The sequence below is a fragment of the Paracoccus sp. Z118 genome (assembly GCF_019061185.1).
Lineage (GTDB): Bacteria > Pseudomonadota > Alphaproteobacteria > Rhodobacterales > Rhodobacteraceae > Paracoccus.
In genome coordinates, this window is the sequence record NZ_JAHQZU010000005.1 from 26,379 (window position 1) to 42,765 (window position 16,387).

At 69.2% G+C, this 16,387-nt stretch carries 16 protein-coding genes; 9 read left to right on the forward strand and 7 right to left on the reverse strand.

Going from position 1 to position 16,387, the window contains the following annotated elements:
- Positions 1-5 precede the first annotated feature (5 nt).
- Both KTN05_RS05430 and KTN05_RS05435 read left to right on the forward strand, forming a co-directional pair.
- Positions 6-803 carry an amino acid ABC transporter ATP-binding protein gene (locus tag KTN05_RS05430; RefSeq protein ID WP_305799895.1) on the forward strand — a complete coding sequence of 266 codons (798 nt, stop codon included), beginning with the start codon at positions 6-8 and terminating at the stop codon, positions 801-803.
- 30 nt (positions 804-833) lie between these two features.
- Positions 834-1,709, forward strand: coding sequence for a calcium-binding protein (locus tag KTN05_RS05435; protein ID WP_217328375.1), 876 nt, complete (start codon positions 834-836; stop codon positions 1,707-1,709).
- 72 nt (positions 1,710-1,781) lie between these two features.
- On the opposite strand, the gene KTN05_RS05440 is transcribed toward KTN05_RS05435, so the two are convergent.
- Entirely contained in the window at positions 1,782-2,642 is an 861-nt protein-coding gene (locus KTN05_RS05440; RefSeq protein ID WP_217328376.1) for a D-amino-acid transaminase, read from the reverse strand.
- A gap of 157 nt (positions 2,643-2,799) precedes the next feature.
- Between KTN05_RS05440 and KTN05_RS05445 the strand changes: the two genes are divergently transcribed.
- On the forward strand, positions 2,800-3,756 hold the full coding sequence (locus tag KTN05_RS05445) for an L-malyl-CoA/beta-methylmalyl-CoA lyase (protein WP_217328377.1): 957 nt from the start codon (positions 2,800-2,802) through the stop codon (positions 3,754-3,756).
- A 126-nt stretch (positions 3,757-3,882) separates the two neighbouring features.
- Here KTN05_RS05445 and KTN05_RS05450 read toward each other — a convergent pair whose 3' ends face one another.
- Genes KTN05_RS05450 through KTN05_RS05465 form a run of 4 tightly spaced genes read right to left on the reverse strand, consistent with a single transcriptional unit; the run spans position 3,883 to position 8,894 of the window.
- Positions 3,883-5,481, reverse strand: coding sequence for a dipeptide ABC transporter ATP-binding protein (locus KTN05_RS05450; RefSeq protein WP_217328378.1), 1,599 nt, complete (start codon positions 5,479-5,481; stop codon positions 3,883-3,885).
- Entirely contained in the window at positions 5,478-6,293 is an 816-nt protein-coding gene (locus tag KTN05_RS05455; protein WP_217328379.1) for an ABC transporter permease, read from the reverse strand. The genes KTN05_RS05450 and KTN05_RS05455 overlap by 4 nt, the downstream gene beginning before the upstream one ends.
- A complete protein-coding gene (locus KTN05_RS05460; RefSeq protein WP_371823280.1) occupies positions 6,290-7,225 on the reverse strand; it encodes an ABC transporter permease in 936 nt (311 codons plus the stop codon). The genes KTN05_RS05455 and KTN05_RS05460 overlap by 4 nt, the downstream gene beginning before the upstream one ends.
- 37 nt (positions 7,226-7,262) lie before the next feature.
- On the reverse strand, positions 7,263-8,894 hold the full coding sequence (locus KTN05_RS05465) for an MFS transporter (protein ID WP_217328380.1): 1,632 nt from the start codon (positions 8,892-8,894) through the stop codon (positions 7,263-7,265).
- A 61-nt stretch (positions 8,895-8,955) separates the two neighbouring features.
- Between KTN05_RS05465 and KTN05_RS05470 the strand changes: the two genes are divergently transcribed.
- The 4 genes from KTN05_RS05470 (at position 8,956) to KTN05_RS05485 (ending at position 11,946) form a co-directional block, all read left to right on the forward strand.
- Positions 8,956-9,267 (forward strand): hypothetical protein, encoded by a 312-nt coding sequence (locus tag KTN05_RS05470; protein WP_217328381.1) that lies wholly within the window; start codon positions 8,956-8,958, stop codon positions 9,265-9,267.
- Between the two features lie 396 nt (positions 9,268-9,663).
- Positions 9,664-10,389: a L,D-transpeptidase gene (locus KTN05_RS05475; RefSeq protein ID WP_217328382.1), complete on the forward strand. Its 726-nt coding sequence runs from the start codon at positions 9,664-9,666 to the stop codon at positions 10,387-10,389.
- Positions 10,390-10,503: 114 nt separating this feature from the next.
- Positions 10,504-10,959, forward strand: coding sequence for a hypothetical protein (locus KTN05_RS05480; protein ID WP_217328383.1), 456 nt, complete (start codon positions 10,504-10,506; stop codon positions 10,957-10,959).
- 72 nt (positions 10,960-11,031) lie between these two features.
- Entirely contained in the window at positions 11,032-11,946 is a 915-nt protein-coding gene (locus KTN05_RS05485; RefSeq protein ID WP_217328384.1) for a lytic transglycosylase domain-containing protein, read from the forward strand.
- Positions 11,947-12,044: 98 nt separating this feature from the next.
- Here the strand turns inward: KTN05_RS05485 and KTN05_RS05490 are convergent, their stop codons facing one another.
- Complete coding sequence (locus KTN05_RS05490) at positions 12,045-13,514, reverse strand: ABC transporter substrate-binding protein (protein ID WP_217328385.1); 1,470 nt, start codon at positions 13,512-13,514, stop codon at positions 12,045-12,047.
- Positions 13,515-13,612: 98 nt separating this feature from the next.
- Complete coding sequence (locus KTN05_RS05495) at positions 13,613-14,323, reverse strand: phosphatidylcholine/phosphatidylserine synthase (RefSeq protein WP_217328386.1); 711 nt, start codon at positions 14,321-14,323, stop codon at positions 13,613-13,615.
- Positions 14,324-14,438: 115 nt separating this feature from the next.
- On the opposite strand from KTN05_RS05495, the gene KTN05_RS05500 reads away from it, so the two are divergent.
- Entirely contained in the window at positions 14,439-15,320 is an 882-nt protein-coding gene (locus tag KTN05_RS05500; protein ID WP_217328387.1) for a ferredoxin--NADP reductase, read from the forward strand.
- A gap of 79 nt (positions 15,321-15,399) precedes the next feature.
- The gene (locus KTN05_RS05505; RefSeq protein WP_217328388.1) at positions 15,400-16,257 is read left to right on the forward strand and encodes a DUF4142 domain-containing protein; all 858 of its coding nucleotides are present in this window, start codon (positions 15,400-15,402) and stop codon (positions 16,255-16,257) included.
- Positions 16,258-16,387 lie beyond the last annotated feature (130 nt).

The window sequence follows — 16,387 nt, forward strand, 5'->3', positions numbered from 1 at the left end:
CGAGAATGACCTATTCCGACAGCCAGACGGACGCCGCCATCGACCGCTCGCGCATGACCGTGGGCGACGAGGTCGCGATCGAGATTTCGCGGATGAACAAGTGGTATGGCACCTTCCACGTGCTGCGCGACATCGACCTGACAGTCCACCGGGGCGAGCGGATCGTCGTCTGCGGCCCGTCCGGGTCCGGCAAGTCCACGCTGATCCGCTGCATCAACCGCCTGGAGGAGCATCAGTCGGGCCGCATCCTCGTGGACGGGGTGGAACTGACCCACGACCTGAAGAACATCGACAAGGTGCGATCCGACGTCGGGATGGTGTTCCAGCACTTCAACCTGTTCCCGCATCTGACCGTGCTGGAGAACTGCACCCTCGCGCCGATCTGGGTCCGCAAGGTGCCGCGCCGTCAGGCGGACGAGACGGCCATGCGCTATCTGGAGAAGGTCCGCATCCCCGAGCAGGCGCATAAATATCCGGGCCAGCTTTCCGGCGGCCAGCAGCAGCGCGTCGCCATCGCCCGCTCGCTCTGCATGGAGCCGAAGATCATGCTGTTCGACGAGCCGACCAGCGCGCTCGATCCCGAGATGATCAAGGAGGTGCTCGACACCATGATCGAGCTGGCGCAGGACGGTATGACGATGATCTGCGTGACGCACGAGATGGGCTTCGCGCAGGCGGTGGCGAACCGCGTGATCTTCATGGATCAGGGCCAGATCGTCGAACAGAACAGCCCGCGCGAGTTCTTCAACAACCCCAAGTCCGAACGGACAAAGCTGTTCCTCAGCCAGATTCTGGGGCATTGATGGCCGCAGGTTCGCGGCAGGGAGAATGCGATGGACATGTACATGATGCTGGTCGGCGTGCTGGCCCTTGGCGGTCTCGCCGCGCTGGTGGGCAATTCGGGCGACGACGAGGAGGATCTCGATCCGCTTCCCGCTGATGTCTACGAAGGGCGCGATGTCATCCAGCGGGACGACGACCGCAACATCGACGACACGGTGGAAGGCACCTCGGCGGACGAGGTGATCCAGACCTATGGCGGCGAGGATACGGTCGATGGCGGGGCAGGCGATGACGTCATCGCTACGGGACGGCACGACGATCTGGTGATCGCGGACCCCGGCAACGATCTCGTCTATCTGGGCAGCGGCGACGATGTCTATCGCACCGACGACCTCGGCGTGGACATGGGCGAGGACACGATCTGGGGCGGCAGCGGCGACGACACGATCTCCACCGGCCTCGGACGCCATCTGATCTACGGCGACGATCCCGACGAGGATGACGTCAACGGCGGCGACGACATGATCTATTCGCAGAACGGTCAGGACACGATCTATGGCGGCGACGATGACGACTTCATCAGCGCCCTGGACGATCCCGGCATGCAGGAGGCGCGGGCGGACAGCGTCTTCGGCCGTGATGGCGACGATACGCTGGTCGGCGACGGCTACGACACGCTCGTTGGTGGCAGCGGTGCGGACCGCTACGAACTGCCGGCCGATCTCGATGGCCCGGCGCAGATCGTCTACGGCTCGGCCGACCGGATCGTGGTGAACTACGACCAGGGTTATACCGGCGAGGCCGAACTCACGGTGATGCAGGCCGGGGACAATTCGCAGGTGTTCCTCGACGGCAAGCTGATCGCCGTGCTGCCCGACACCACCGCGGCGGATGTCAGGGCCGAGGCTGTGCTCCAGCAGGCCTGAAGCAGCGGCCGGAAACCAGACATGCCGCGCCCGAAGGCGCGGCATTTTTCGTTCGCGGGACTGCGGGGCCCCTCAGATCGCGGCCTTGCGGCTTTCGTCCAGATAGATCTCGCGCAGCCGCCGGGCGACCGGGCCGGGCCTGCCGTCGCCGAGCGTAGCGCCGTCGATCTCCACCACCGGCATCACGAAGGCGCTGGCCGAGGTGATGAACGCCTCGTCCGCCGCCTTCGCCTCGTCCACGGTGAAGTTGCGTTCCTCGACCGTCATCTGCGCCTCGTCGGCGAAGCGCAGCACGGCGGCGCGGGTGATGCCGTGCAGGATGTCGTTCGACAGGGCCCGCGTGATGATGGCGCCGTTCTTGACGATATAGGCGTTGTTCGAGCTGCCCTCGGTCACGAACCCATCCTCGACCAGCCAGGCGTCGTCCTTGCCGGCGGCCTTCGCCTGCATCTTCGCCATCGAGGAAAAGAGAAGCTGCACCGTCTTGATGTCGCGCCGGTGCCAGCGGATGTCGGGCAGGGTGATGACGCGGATGCCGGTCTGCGCCTGCGGATTGTCCGCGATCCCCGGCTTGTTCCAGCCGAACATCACCACGGTCGGCGGTGTATCCTCGGGCGGGAAGACGAAGTCGCGGTCGCCGCCGTTCCCCCGGCTGATCTGAAGATAGATCATGCCGTCGGTGATCCCGTTCTCCTCGATCAGCCGGCGATGGGCTGCCAGATATTCGGCATCCGCCAGCGGATTGCGGATGCCGAGTTCCCCGAGCGAGCGTTGCAGGCGCGCCATGTGGCCGGGGAAGTCGATCAGCTTGCCGTCGAGGATGCTGGTGACCTCATAGACCGCGTCGGCCATGACGAAGCCGCGGTCGAAGATCGACACCTTGGCTTCGGTTTCGGGAAGATATTCGCCGTTCAGGTAGACGATGCGGGACATCGGGGCCTCTTTCTGGGGACGGAACGCTCGGCAACGGTCGTGCGACAGCGGCGGCAATGCGTCAAGTGGGCTGCGGTGATTGCCAAGGCAGCCTGCCCGCAATAATCTGCCGCCGAGTCGCCATTCCGGTGAAATTTCCTTGCTTGCAGGAGCCGCCATGTCCTTCCGCCTACAGCCCGCCCCGCCCGCCCGCCTGAACCGTTGCCAGCTGTTCGGGCCCGGCTCGCGCGAGTCGCTGTTCGCGAAGATGGCCGTATCGGACGCGGATGTCCTCAACCTCGATCTGGAGGATTCGGTCGCGCCCGACGACAAGGATCAGGCCCGCAGGAACATCATCCAGGCGATCGGCGACATCGACTGGGGCGACAAGACGCTGTCGGTGCGAATCAACGGCCTCGACACGCCCTACTGGTATCGCGACGTCGTGGATCTGCTGGAGCAGGCGAGCGACCGGCTGGATCTCATCATGATTCCCAAGGTCGGCAACGCCGCCGACCTCTATGCCGTCGATGCGCTGGTGACGGCGATCGAGCGGGCCAAGGGCCGCAAGCGCCAGCTTGGCTTCGAGGTCATCATCGAAACGGCCGCCGGCATCGCCCATGTCGAGGAAATCGCCACCGGCTCGCCCCGGCTTCAGGCGATGAGCCTCGGCGCCGCCGACTTCGCCGCCTCGATGGGGATGGCGACGACCGGCATCGGCGGGACGCAGGAAAACTACTACATGCTGCACGAGGGGCAGAAATACTGGGCCGATCCGTGGCACTGGGCGCAGTCGTCGATCGTCGCCGCCTGCCGCACCCACGGGGTGCTGCCGGTCGATGGCCCGCTTGGGGATTTCAGCGACGCCGAGGCCTATCGCGCGCAGGCGCGGCGTTCGGCCACGCTCGGGATGGTCGGGAAATGGGCGATCCACCCCAGCCAGGTGGCGCTGGCGAACGAGATATTCTCGCCCAGCGAGGCGGCGGTATCCGAGGCGCGCGAGATACTGGCGGCGATGGACCATGCGCAGAAAACCGGCGCGGGGGCTGCGGTATACAAAGGTAGACTGGTTGACATCGCGTCGGTTCGTCAGGCAAAAGTGATCGTGAGCCAGGCAGAACTGATCGCCGGCTGAGCAATACCCGGGGCGCCGCGTGGGGAGGCGTGACGCCCATACTGGGGAGGAGCGACAGGCCCCGCGCCATCTGGCCGGGGCCTGTTCGATTCCGGGCTCAGGACGTCCGCCCCGAACGCAACGCGATCAGGCCGTGACCGTTCCCGTTTCTGCCACCCATTCCGCCGGTATTCTGGGTGTCGCCGCGACCAGCCGCCTTGCCGCCTCGCTCTGCGGGTCGGTCAACACCTGCGCGGTCGCGCCATCCTCGACGATACGCCCCCGCTCCATCACCAGCACCCGGTGTGTGATCGAGCGGACCACCGACAGGTCGTGGCTGATGAACAGCCACGCCATACGGTGGCTGGCCCGCAGCGAGGCCAGCAGGTCCAGCACCTGCGCGCGCACCTGCACGTCGAGCGCGCTGACCGCCTCGTCCAGCACGATCAGGCGCGGGCGGATGATGAGGGCGCGGGCGATGGCGATCCGCTGCCGCTGGCCGCCGGAAAACTCGTGGATATGGCGGCGCATGGCGTCCGGCGGCAGGTCCACCTCGGCCAGCGCCTGCGCGACCCGGTCCCGCCAGTCGCGCGGGCGGCCGGTCAGGTGGAAGGGCTCGGCGACCAGCCGGTCCACCCGCCAGCGCGGGTCGAAGCTGCCGAACGGGTCCTGAAACACCACCTGCACCTTGGCCCGCAGCGCGTGCGGCATCCGGTCGGTCACGGGCTCGCCGTCCAGCAGGATGCGGCCGCCCTGCAACGGCTCCAGCCCGAGGATTGCGCGGGTCAGGGTGGATTTCCCGCAGCCCGATTCGCCTACCAGCCCGACGCTTTCACCCGGCGCGATGGACAGGTGTGCCCCGTCCACCGCCCGCAGCATGGGATGCGGTGCGAAAGGTGCCGGGCGGGGCAGGCGGTATTCGCGCACCGCGCCCTCGGCCCGCAGGATGGGGCGGGTTTCCTGCGCCTCGCGGGGCGGCGCCCCGGCGGGCTGGTGGCGCGAGGCGGCGAACAGCGCCCGCGTATGTGGGTGGCGGTGGTCGCGGAACAGATCGCGCGCCCGTCCCTGCTCGACGATCCGCCCCTGATACATCACCGCGACCCGGTCCGCGATTCCCGCCATCATCGCCAGATCATGCGAGATCAGCAGCAGCGCCATCCCCTCATCCCGCACCAGCCCCCGCAGCAGGTTCAGGATCTGCGCCTGCGTGGTCACGTCCAGCGCCGTGGTCGGCTCGTCCGCGATCAGCAGGACAGGGGCGGCGGCGATGGCCATCGCGATGGCGACCCGCTGGCGCTGGCCGCCCGAGAGCTCATGCGGATACGCGGTCAGCGGAAAGCGCGGCGCGGTCAGGCCGACGCGGTCGAGCCGCTCGCGCGCGATCGCTCGCGCCGCCTCGCGCGTCATACCGTGCAGGGTCAGCACCTCGGCCACCTGATCGCCGATGGTCATCAGCGGGTTCAGCGCCGTCATCGGCTCCTGAAAGATCATGCCGATGCGGCGGCCGCGCAGCTTGGTCATCTGCCGTTCGGTCAGCGCCAGCAGGTTCTGCCCGTCCAGTTCCACCGCGCCGCTGACGCGGGCAGCGTCGGGCAGCAGGCCCATGATCGCCAGCGCCGTCATCGACTTGCCCGACCCGCTCTGCCCGACCAGCCCCGTGACCTGCCCCGGCGGCAGATCCAGCGTCACCTCCTCCAGCACCGGCCGGGTGCCGATGCTCGCGCTCAGGCTTTTCACGCGGATCATGTCAGCCGCGCCTTCAGCCTCGGGTCCAGTGCGTCGCGGAAGCCGTCGCCCAGAAGGTTGAGGCCCAGCACCGTCAGCACGATCGCCAGCCCCGGAAGGATCGCTACATGCGGGGCAAGCGTCACCAGCGTCTGCGCCTCGGCCAGCATCCGGCCCCAGCTTGGCGTGGGGGGCTGCGCGCCGAGGCCGACATAGGACAGCCCGGCTTCCGCCAGAATCCCGAGGCTGAACTGGATCGTTCCCTGCACGATGATGAGGCCGGCGATGTTGGGCAGGATATGCTCCGCGCTGATCCGCACCCGGCCCTTGCCGCAAACGCGGGCGGCGCGGATATAGTCCAGCGTCCACAGCGGCAGTGCCCCCGCGCGGCTGACGCGGGCGAAGACGGGGATGTTGAAGATCCCGATGGCGATCATCGCATTGGTGGCCGAGGGGCCGAGCGCCGCCGTGATGAGGATCGCGATCACCAGCGACGGGAAGGCGAAGACCAGATCGTTCCCCCGCATGATCGCGTCGTCCAGCAGGCTGCCCCGTGCCGCAGCCGCCGTCAGCCCCAGCGGGACGCCGATCCCCGCGCCGATGGCGACGGCCAGCAGCGCCACGGCGAGCGAGGTCCGCGCCCCGACCATCAGCATCGACAGGATGTCGCGGCCAAGCTGGTCGGTGCCGAGCGGGTGGACCGGGCCGGGCGGTTGCAGCCGGTCGGCGATGGACATGGCGGTGGGATCGAACGGCGTCCAGACCAGCGACAGCAGCGCCGCGCCGACCGCCGCGCCGGTCAGCGCGGCGCCGAGGATCAGCCCGGCCCTCATCCGCGCAGCCGGGGATCGACCAGCGCATAGGCCAGATCGACGAGGAACGTCACGACGATCACCGCCGCCACCATCACCAGCACCGCCGACTGCACCACGATCAGGTCGCGCTGGGTGATCGCCTGAAAGATCAGCCGCCCGAGGCCGGGCAGATAGAACACGTTCTCGATGATGATCGCGCCCGCCAGCAGGAAGCTGAACTGCATCCCCATGATCGTCAGTACCGGGATCAGCGCGTTCCTGAGGGCATGTCGCCGCAGTGCCTGCCACCGCGTCAGCCCCTTGGCGCGGGCCGAGCGGATATAGTCCTGCCCCAGCGTCTCGATCAGCGCCGAGCGCAGGACGCGGGCGAGGATCGCCGCCTGCGGCAGCGCCAGCGCCACGGCGGGCAGGATCAGCGATTGCAGCGCCGCCAGCGGCTGGTCCCAGCCGGGGAAGCCCCCTGCGGGCAACCAGCGCAGCTTCACCGCGAAGACCAGCACCAGCAGCATGGCGAACCAGAAGTTCGGCAGGGCGATGCCGAGCTGCGTGCCGCCCATCACCGCCACATCACCGGCCTTGCCCCGGCGCGAGGCGGCGAACATGCCGACCGGAAACGCCACCGCCACCGCCAGCCCCAGCGCGATCAGCGCCAGCGGCAGCGACACCTGCAGCCGGTCGAGGATCATCCCCGCGACCGGCGTCCGGTAGGCCAGCGACACGCCCAGATCCCCCGTCAGCACCCCGCCCAGCCAGCGCGCGTAGCGGGCGGGCCATGGCAGGTCCAGTCCCATCTGCTCGCGCAGCGCCGCCGCCGTGTCGGGGCGGGCGCCGGTGCCCAGCATGAAGCTGGCGGGATCGCCCGGCACCAGATCGACCACCGCGAAGATCACCGCGGAAGCCACCAGCAGGCTGAGGGCCAGCGACAGGACCGGGCGGAACAGTCGGTGCATCAGGCCGCGCCGACGCGGGCGGGCCGGATCTCCCCGCTCATGTCCCCGGCACCTCCATCTTGCCGAGCAGCGGCACGTGGTCCTGCGGGCTGACGCTGTGCCGCTCGATCATGCGATGGACCTCGGGATCGCCGTCGCCGCGATGCAGTTCGCGCAGGGCCAGCGTGACCTCGGCGTCCGATTTGGTCTGGCGCAGGTTGTGGCGGACGTAATCGTCCCAGGTGGCGATGTGATAGGATTCCGACCAGTGCTCGGGCTTTTCCAGATCGCGCAGCAGCGCCCATCGCCGCGCCCCGTTGCGGCGGCGGATGTTGCGGCGCTTGGCCATCAGGCGCAGGAACTCGGGCACGTCGCGATGGGCGACCTCGTAATCCACCATCACCATGATCGGCCCGGAGCGCCCGCGCACGTCCAGCGCCAGAGGCGGGGCGCGGAAGCGGTCCGCCGGATCGAAGTCGAGCTGGCCGTATTCGGGCTGGCTGAACCAGTGGCCGACAATCGCGCCGATCAGCAGGATGCCGCTGGCGACCAGAAGCGCGGTGGACACCGAATAGCTGCCCGCGATCGCCCCCCATAGCCACGATCCCGCCGCCATCCCGCCGAACGTCGCGGTCTGATAGAGGGCGAGCGCCCGCGCCACCACCCAGCGCGGGGTGGAAAGCTGCACCGTCACGTTGAACAGCGACAGCGCCAGCACCCAGCTTGCCCCGGCGGGCAGCAGGGCAAGACCCTGCAACCAGACATTGTCGGTCAGCGCCAGCACCGTCGTCGCCACGGCGAAACCGGCAAAGGCGACGCGGACGATATGCTCGCTGCTCAGCCGGCCCCGCAGACGCGGGTTCAGCGCCGCGCCGATGATCGCGCCGACGCCGTAGCAGCCGAGCAGCAGCCCCAGCATCAGCGAGCCGCCCTCGGGATGCTGCGCGGCGATCAGCGGCAGCAGCGCCAGCACGGCGATGGCCGAGGCGCCGAACAGCGCCGCGCGGGCCAGCACCCGGATCAGGTTGGGCGACAGCGCCACATAGCGCAGCCCGGCCGCGAGCGCCGGGCCCAGCGGTTCGGGCCCGACCAGCATCGTCCGCGGCGGCGGTTTCCAGCGGCCCATGGCCAGCAGCAGCGGCAGGTAGCTGGCGGCGTTGACGGCAAAGGCAACCGCCGCCCCGAAGGCCGCGACGATGAGCCCGCCCGCCGCCGGCCCGACGCTGCGCATCAGGTTGAACCCGACCGAGTTCAGCGTCACAGCCGCCGGCAGGTCCGCGCGCGACACCAGATCCCCCATGCTCGCCTGCCATGGCGGGTTGTAGAGCGCCTGCCCCGCGCCCAGCAGGAAGGTCAGCGCCAGCAGGCTCCATGGGTCGATCCAGCCGCGATAGGTCACGACCGCCAGCAGCAGCGACACGCTCGCCATGATCCCCAGCGCGGCCAGCATCAGCCGCTTGCGGTCGAAGATGTCGGCCAACGCCCCGGAGAGCAGCGCGAACAGCATGACCGGCAGGGTGTTCGACGCCTGCACCAGCGCGATCAGCGTGGCGCTGTCGGTCAACTGCGTCATCATCCAGGCGGCGCCGACCGCTTGCACCATCCCGCCGAAATTGGAAAACAGCGTCGCGGACCAGAGGGTGCGGAACGCCGGATACTGGAATGGAGCGAGTGCGGAGCCTAGCTTCATGCGCGCCAGACTAGCGCCTTGGCCGGCAAGGGCAATCTGTGGCGTGGCGCGGGAGCGGTTGATGGAACGAGTTGATGCGCCGCGGACGCGGCTGATGGGCCTGCGGGCGATCATGGACGGGCGCGGCGCGGGGGCGGCGATCCTGACGCGGGCCGAGAACGTCGCCTTCCTCTCGGGCGAGGGGCGAGGGGCGCTGATCGTCACGGCTTCGGCGTGCGTCCGGGTGGCCGTCCCGGACTTGCCGGGGCGGCTTGCCCGGCTGACGGGAGAGGGGCGGCGGATCGGCTTCGACGCGGATGAGCCGCCCGAGGGGGTCGCGGAGGCAATCTCCCTCGCCGCGGACATGGACCGGCTGCGAGCCGCGGCGTCCTGACAAGGCGGACGCCGCGCGAGCGCCTTCACGATCGCGCCAGCAGATCGGCCGGCTGTTCCGCCGGGGGCTGTCAAGACCGTCAGCCTGGAGCACCCACTGTCCCGGCTGGGCGAATTGGCCAATTACCCTGCGATCACAAGGGCTTTCTCGTGCTCCATTCCGATCCGCACGGCAGCCGTCTGTGGCGCTCCGACCTCCCTCCGCCTCCCCTGCCACGTGCGAAACATTTTTGTCACGCAACGGACCCGCCCCACTCCGGGGCTCGTTGACCTTTGTCTTTCGCACCCCGCGAATGGTTCCAAGGCGATTCGCCGTCCGGGTCTGCCCCCGGCTTCGGCGGCTGTCGTCAACTGCCCGCGGGCGCCTTTCCGCCCGATGAACACGAAGGATCATGCGATGCGTTTCGCCCCCATCTCGCTGGTGGTCGCGCTGGCCCTTGCCGCCTGCGCGCCGACCACGACGCCGTCCGTGCCCGAAACCAGCTCTGCCCCCGCCATCTACAACTCCCGCGTCGATACCGGCCCCAGCGGCGAGCCGATCCAGATTCCCGCGATCAAGCCCGCCTACCTGACCGAGCGCAACCAGCGTCAGCGCGTCGCCTATAACGGCCCCGACGCGCCCGGCACGATCGTCGTCGATCCCTATGCGCGCGTCCTTTACGACGTGATGGAGAATGGCGAGGCGATGCGCTTCGGCATCGCGGTCGGCCGCGCGGGCACCGGCTTCGCGGGGTCCGGCACGATCCGGCGCAAGGAGAAATGGCCCTCGTGGACGCCGACCGCCAACATGGTTCGCACCGAGCCCGAGCTTTATGGCCCCGTCCGCCACGGACTTCCGGGCGGCCCCGACAACCCGCTGGGGTCGCGGGCGCTGTATCTCTATCAGGGCGGGCGCGACACGATGTATCGCATCCACGGCACGATGGACCCCTCGTCGGTCGGCAAGGCCACCTCGGCGGGCTGCATCCGGCTGTTCAACCAGGACATCCTGGACCTGTTCGACGAAACCCCGCTGGGAACGCGCGTCAAGGTCCGCACCCGCGCCGAAAGCCGCGAGCTTGAAGGGCCGCTGATCGAGACGCCGGACGGCTACCTGATCCCGGCCGGTCAGGCCGCGCAATAAGGGCACAGGACGGGCGCAACTCGCCTTTAGCGCTTGCGTCCGGGGGCGCTCTGGCTTCTATCGCCGGGGCGCTCCGGCTTCTGGACGCCGCCCACGGATCAGCAAGGTTGAGCCATGCCCCCCAAGTCACAAGCCCCTCTTGCGCCCGCCGATCAGGCGCTCATCGACCGCGCCCAGCCGGAAAAGCTGGTGTCGCTGAAGAAGAAGGACCTGAACGAACTGCTCCGCACCCTGCGCGGCCGCCGGGACGAGTTGGGCGATGCCCAGCCCGACCAGCGCCGCCCGATCGTGAAGGCCCTGCGCCGCGCCGCCGAGGAGCGCCGCGCCCGCGTCGAGGATGTGCCGCCGAAGCCGAAGAAGCCGGGCAAGGACAAGGCCGAGGTTCCGGCCCCGCCGCAGCCGGTCGCCGAGGTGCCGCAGCCCGAGCCGGCGCCCAAGGGAGGCGACAAGCCTAGCAAGGCCGAGCGCGAGGCGCGCAAGCAGCAGAAAGAGGCCGAACGCGCCGCGAAGAAAGAGGCCAACAAGGCCGGGCGGAAGGGCGGCAAGGCCGCGGGAAGCGCGGCCGACTGACGCCGCCTCGGTTTCCCGGCGGCGGCAAATCTGCTATCCCGCCCCCAGGCAGCAAAGCGAAGCGGGGGCAGCATGAAGCGTCTTGTTCTGGCGGCCGTGATGGCGGCGCTGGCCGCGACGGCATCCCCCGCGCGCGAGGCGGTGGACGCCTATGACGGCCTGCCCGCCCCGCGCCTGACGGAAAACCGCCGCTGCACCGATGACGGCCGCAGCTGCATCGAGGCGGCGACCTATGTCGCCGATGTCTGCACCACGATCGAGCGCGCGGCGACGGACAACCGGCTGGATCCGCATTTCCTTGCCCGGCTGCTCTGGAAGGAAAGCCTGTTCGAGCCGGACGCCGTGTCCCGCGCGGGCGCGCTGGGCATCGCCCAGTTCATGCCGGAAACCGCGCGAATCCGAAAACTCGACGATCCGTTCAACCCGGCCAAGGCGATCCACGCCTCGGCCAACTACCTCTCCTATCTGTCGCAGGGCTTCGGCAATCTCGGCCTTGCCGCCGTCGCCTATAACGGCGGCGAGGGACGGGCGCAGCGCTTCACCCTCGGCGGCAATGTCCTGCCGTTCGAGACGCAGGATTACGTCGAGGCGATCACCGGCGTGAACGCCTGGGGCTGGCGCGACAACCCGCCCGGCACGGTCGATCTGCGGCTGGACAAGGAGCGCCCGTTCCGCGACGCCTGCATCCAGCTTGCCGCGAACCGCACGTTGAAGGAGTTCGGCACGCCCGAGCGGGTCTGGCCGTGGGGCGTAATCCTCGCCTCGCATCCCAGCCAGTCGGGCGCGCAGTCGCAGGTGAGCCGCCTGAACCGCCAGCTTCGCCCGATCCTCGGCGGCAAGCGCATCAGCTATGTCCGCAAGTCGCTGACCGGCAACCAGCGCAAGGTCTATACCGCGCAGGTCGGCTATCCCTCGCGGATCGAGGCGGCCGCCTTCTGCAACCAGCTCAAGTCGCTGGGCGGCCGCTGCATCGTTCTGCGAAACTGACCTCCGCCCCGCCCATCTTCTGTCCGCAAATATCCTCCGGGGGTCTGGGGGTGGAAAACCCCCAGCGCGGCCTTTCCGCCGCAGGCCGACGCCGGGGATCACTCGACCCAGCGCACCCCCGTCAGGTCGTTCGCCGGGGTGGGCGAGTTCTCCCACAGCCCCTCGATCTTCGCATTGGCGACGCCGGTCTTGGCAAGCTGGAACAGCCACGCCACCACATGATCGTCGGCCAGCATCGTCTGCGCCTCGCGCATCAGGGCGCTGCGCTCGGCGGGGTCGATGGCGGCGGTGAGGCGGCCCATCAGCGCGACGTATTCGGGCTTGGCGTAATGAATATAGTAGTCGGGCCGGGCGTAGATATCGATGTCCATCGGCTCGACATGGCTGACGATGGTCAGGTCGAAGTCGCCGCCGTTGAACACGGTCTCCAGCCACTGCGCCCATTCCATGTTGGTGATCTCGGTCCCGATCCCGACCGCGCGAAGCTGAGCCGCCACGATCTCGCCGCCGCGCCGGGCATAGGGGGGCGGGGGCAGGGCGAGCCGTAGGGTCAGGTCCTGCACCCCCGCCTCGGCCAGCAGGGCGCGGGCCTGTTCCGGGTCGTGCGGGGATTTCGCGGTCAGGTCGATATAGTCGGGGTGATGCGGCGGGAAGTGGCTGCCGATCGGCGTGCCATAGCCGAACATCGCCCCGTCGATGATCGCCTGCCGGTCCACGGCCAGTGCAATCGCCTTGCGCACCCGCACGTCGTCCAGCGGCGGGGCGGCGTTGTTCATGGACAGGATCGTCTCGCCCTCGGTCGTGCCGACGATCACCCTGAAGCGCGGATCGGCCTTCAGCTGCTCCAGCGTCTCCGGCGCGGGGTAGTTCGGGAAGGCGTCCACGTCCTCGGCCATCATCGCGGCGAAGGCGGCGGTCGGGTCGGCGATGAATCGGAAGGTGGCCTGCGTCAGCGCCGGCCGCTCGCCCCAGTAGCCGTCCCAAGCCTCCAGCGTGATCCGGTCGCCCTGCCGCCAGTCGGCCAGCCGGAACGGGCCGGTGCCGACCGGGCTCACGGCGTTGGTGCCCGCCGAGGCCGGATCGACCATCACCGCGTCGCCCCAGGCCATCTTGAACGGAAACGCCCCGTCCGGCGCCGCCAAGGTCACGCGGGCGAGGGTGGGGGACACCGCCTCGACCGACTCGATCCCCTCGAAAAGCTGCTTCTGCGCGTTGGTGGAATCCTCGGCCCGCGCCCGGTCCAGCGAGAACACCACGTCGTCGGCGGTGAACTCGGACCCGTCATGGAAGGTCACGCCGCCCCGCAGGTGGAAGTCATAGACCCGCCCGTCCTCCTTCACGTCCCAACTCGCGGCAAGGCCGGGCCGGATCGAGCCGTCGGGGCCGAAGCGGGTCAGACCCTCGAACAGGTTGGCATAGGTCACCTCGTCGATGGCCGCCGCCGCGCCCGCGGTCGGGTCCAGCATCGGCGGCTCCAGCACCATGCCGAGCGTGATCGTGTCGCGCGCCAGCGCCGGCCCGGCCAGCGCGGCCAGCGTGGCGGCAGTCGTCAGAGCCAAGCGGATCATCGGTTTCCCCCCTGTCCGGCCGAATGCTGCGCGGTTTCGCGGGCTGCAACGTGGCGGCAAACCCGCGCCCGATCAAGTGCGCCGTTGAAATGCCCCGGTCAGGGCCGCTGTTCGCGGCCCCTGCGCTCGGGGATGATCTGCTGAAGCGGCCCCGCCAGCATCAGCCAGACCGAGGTGATCATCAGCCCCCACAAGGCCCAGCTCTGCGGGTGAAAATCCACTGCGATGGCCCAGACGGCAAAACCCACCCAGGCGGCCATCATGGGCAGCGACACCTCGCGCCAGCGTTCGGTGCGGACAGGATGGATGAACTTGACCGGCAGGAACATCGCGATGGTCAGCACGATCACCACGACCACGATGACCCAGTGCGCGGGCTTCAGCGCGAACAGCACCAGCACCAGCATGTTCCAGCAGGCCGGGAACCCCGCGAAGCTGTTGTCCCGCGTCTTCATCCTCGTGTCGGCCATGTAGATGATCGAGCCATAGACGATGGCGATGGCGCAGACCCAGCCGGTCCAGCCCGGCAGCAGCCCCGACTGGAACAGCGCGAAGGCCGGGATGAAGATCCACGTCATGTAGTCGATCATCAGGTCCATCACCACGCCGTCCAGCGTGGGCCAGTTGGCCTTGACGCCGTAGCGGCGGGCCAGCGGCCCGTCGATGCCGTCCACGATCATGGCGGCGATCAGCCAGATGAACATGGCCGACCAGCGCCCCTGGACCGCCGCCAGGATCGCCAGCAGCGCCAGCACCGCGCCGGTGGCGGTCAGCAGGTGGACGGACAGGGCTTGAAAGCGTTCCTTCATCCGGCCGGTTGTCGCATCGGCGGGGGCGCGGCGCAATGCCGCCCTGCGCGGCGCGGGGTTTCGGAACCCGGCCCGAGCGCCTAGATAACAGGCAGACCCTGACTGGAGGCCGCCGATGGACGACACGACGCCCGCACCCGCCCCATCCGCGACGGAAAAGCTGGCGGCCAGGCCTGCGACGGTCGGCCCCGGTTCCGCCAAGCCGACCCTTCCCGACGCCCAGACCGTCACGCAGGTCCGCCACTGGACCGACTGGCTGATGTCGTTCCGCTGCACGCGCCCGGCCTCGCTGCGGTTCCGCTCGGGCGAGTTCGTGATGCTCGGTCTGCCGGGCGAGGACGGCAAGCCGATCCTGCGCGCCTATTCCATCGCCTCGCCGTCGTGGGACGAGGAACTGGAGTTCTATTCCATCAAGGTGCCGGACGGCCCGCTGACCTCGCGGCTCAAGAACATCCGCGAGGGCGACCAGATCATCCTGCGGCCCAAGCCGGTCGGAACGCTGGTGCTGGATGCGCTGCTGCCGGGCAAGCGGCTGTGGTTCCTCGCCACCGGCACCGGCATCGCCCCCTTCGCCAGCCTGCTGCGCGACCCCGACACGTTCGAGCGGTATGAGCAGGTCGTGCTGATGCATACCTGCCGCCAGGTGTCGGAACTCGCCTATGGCCGCGATCTGGTGGAAAGCCTCGCGGATGATCCGCTGCTGTCCGAGATGTTCGGCGAGGGGTTCGCCGACCGGCTGCACTACTATCCGACGACCACCCGCGAGGAATGGCCGATCATGGGGCGGATCACCGACAACCTGACCTCGGGCAGGGTGTTCGCCGATCTCGGCCTGCCGCCGATGAACCCCGCCGACGACCGGGCGATGGTCTGCGGCAGCCTCGCCTTCAACACCGACGCCAAGAAGGTGCTGGAGGGGTTCGGCCTGCACGAAGGGGCCAACAGCGATCCGCGCGAGTTCGTGGTGGAAAAGGCGTTCGTGGGCGAGGGGGTCTGAACCCCCGCGCGGGGCGTGGATGGAACCCACGGGTTCGCGGGCCGTTCTCACCAGGACCCATGCAGCCCTGGAGAGACCGATGAAACCCGCATTGATCGCCGCCCTCGTGGGGCTGGCCGCGCCCGCCGCCCTGCTGGCCCAGACCGCAACCGCGCCGGCTGACACCGCGACCGGGGCCATGCCCGCCGACAGCTCGCAGCCGACCACCGGCACGATGCCTGACTCCTCGGCCGGGGACGCCGCCCCGGCGGGCGCATCCACGGACAGCGCAGCCGGCACGACCGAAGCCCCGACTGCCGTTACCGGCGCTGACGCTGCGCCGGGCACTGGGCTTGTGGATGGCGGCCCGACCGAGGCGCCCACCGCCGTCACGGGAGCGGACGCCGCAGCCGCATCCGGTGCCCAGCCCGCAGGCGACGGCGCAACGCCCGCAAACCCGGTGACATCGCAACCGGCGGCGAGCAGCGATGCCGCCGCCGCGCAGCCCGGCGCTTCTGCCGACGCGGACGCCCCGGCGGCCGAGGTGCAGGAACTCGTCAACCAGATCGCCAGCGGCGGCATGTTCGAGATCCGGTCCAGCGAGATCGCGCTGGAACGCAGCACCGACCCCGAGGTGCAGGACTTCGCGCAGACGATGATCCGCGATCACGGCTCGATCATGGAGGAGCTGGAGGTGCTTGCCGCCGCCCGGAACCTGACCGTGCCGACCGAGCTCTCCGGCCCGCCCGCCGAGCATCTGCGGGCCGTCGAAGACGCGGACGCCGCCGAGATCGACGAGGTCTATCTCGATCATCAGGCGCAGGCGCATGCGGAAACGCTGGAACTGCTGGAGCCGTGGACGATCGAGCCCGAGGATGCGGGACTTGGCGCCTTCGCGCAGAAGACCCTTCAGGCAGTGACCACCCACGCCGAGCGGCTGGACACGCTGCGCGACTGACCGCGCCGCCATCCTGACGGGGCGCCGGAGCCTTCGGGCTGCGGCGCTCTTTCGCATCGCCCCGCCTAGCCTGTGCAAAGGCGCCGCGTTGACACTGCCCGCCGCCGCGCCCATGTTCCCGCCCCACATC

What these genes read in the sequence shown, in the direction of transcription:
- KTN05_RS05430 (WP_305799895.1), top strand. Translation starts at nt 6, where the DNA reads ATGACCTATTCCGACAGCCAGACGGACGCCGCCATCGACCGCTCGCGC.
- KTN05_RS05435 (WP_217328375.1), top strand. Translation starts at nt 834, where the DNA reads ATGGACATGTACATGATGCTGGTCGGCGTGCTGGCCCTTGGCGGTCTC.
- KTN05_RS05440 (WP_217328376.1), bottom strand. Translation starts at nt 2,642, where the DNA reads ATGTCCCGCATCGTCTACCTGAACGGCGAATATCTTCCCGAAACCGAA.
- KTN05_RS05445 (WP_217328377.1), top strand. Translation starts at nt 2,800, where the DNA reads ATGTCCTTCCGCCTACAGCCCGCCCCGCCCGCCCGCCTGAACCGTTGC.
- KTN05_RS05450 (WP_217328378.1), bottom strand. Translation starts at nt 5,481, where the DNA reads ATGATCCGCGTGAAAAGCCTGAGCGCGAGCATCGGCACCCGGCCGGTG.
- KTN05_RS05455 (WP_217328379.1), bottom strand. Translation starts at nt 6,293, where the DNA reads ATGAGGGCCGGGCTGATCCTCGGCGCCGCGCTGACCGGCGCGGCGGTC.
- KTN05_RS05460 (WP_371823280.1), bottom strand. Translation starts at nt 7,225, where the DNA reads ATGCACCGACTGTTCCGCCCGGTCCTGTCGCTGGCCCTCAGCCTGCTG.
- KTN05_RS05465 (WP_217328380.1), bottom strand. Translation starts at nt 8,894, where the DNA reads ATGAAGCTAGGCTCCGCACTCGCTCCATTCCAGTATCCGGCGTTCCGC.
- KTN05_RS05470 (WP_217328381.1), top strand. Translation starts at nt 8,956, where the DNA reads ATGGAACGAGTTGATGCGCCGCGGACGCGGCTGATGGGCCTGCGGGCG.
- KTN05_RS05475 (WP_217328382.1), top strand. Translation starts at nt 9,664, where the DNA reads ATGCGTTTCGCCCCCATCTCGCTGGTGGTCGCGCTGGCCCTTGCCGCC.
- KTN05_RS05480 (WP_217328383.1), top strand. Translation starts at nt 10,504, where the DNA reads ATGCCCCCCAAGTCACAAGCCCCTCTTGCGCCCGCCGATCAGGCGCTC.
- KTN05_RS05485 (WP_217328384.1), top strand. Translation starts at nt 11,032, where the DNA reads ATGAAGCGTCTTGTTCTGGCGGCCGTGATGGCGGCGCTGGCCGCGACG.
- KTN05_RS05490 (WP_217328385.1), bottom strand. Translation starts at nt 13,514, where the DNA reads ATGATCCGCTTGGCTCTGACGACTGCCGCCACGCTGGCCGCGCTGGCC.
- KTN05_RS05495 (WP_217328386.1), bottom strand. Translation starts at nt 14,323, where the DNA reads ATGAAGGAACGCTTTCAAGCCCTGTCCGTCCACCTGCTGACCGCCACC.
- KTN05_RS05500 (WP_217328387.1), top strand. Translation starts at nt 14,439, where the DNA reads ATGGACGACACGACGCCCGCACCCGCCCCATCCGCGACGGAAAAGCTG.
- KTN05_RS05505 (WP_217328388.1), top strand. Translation starts at nt 15,400, where the DNA reads ATGAAACCCGCATTGATCGCCGCCCTCGTGGGGCTGGCCGCGCCCGCC.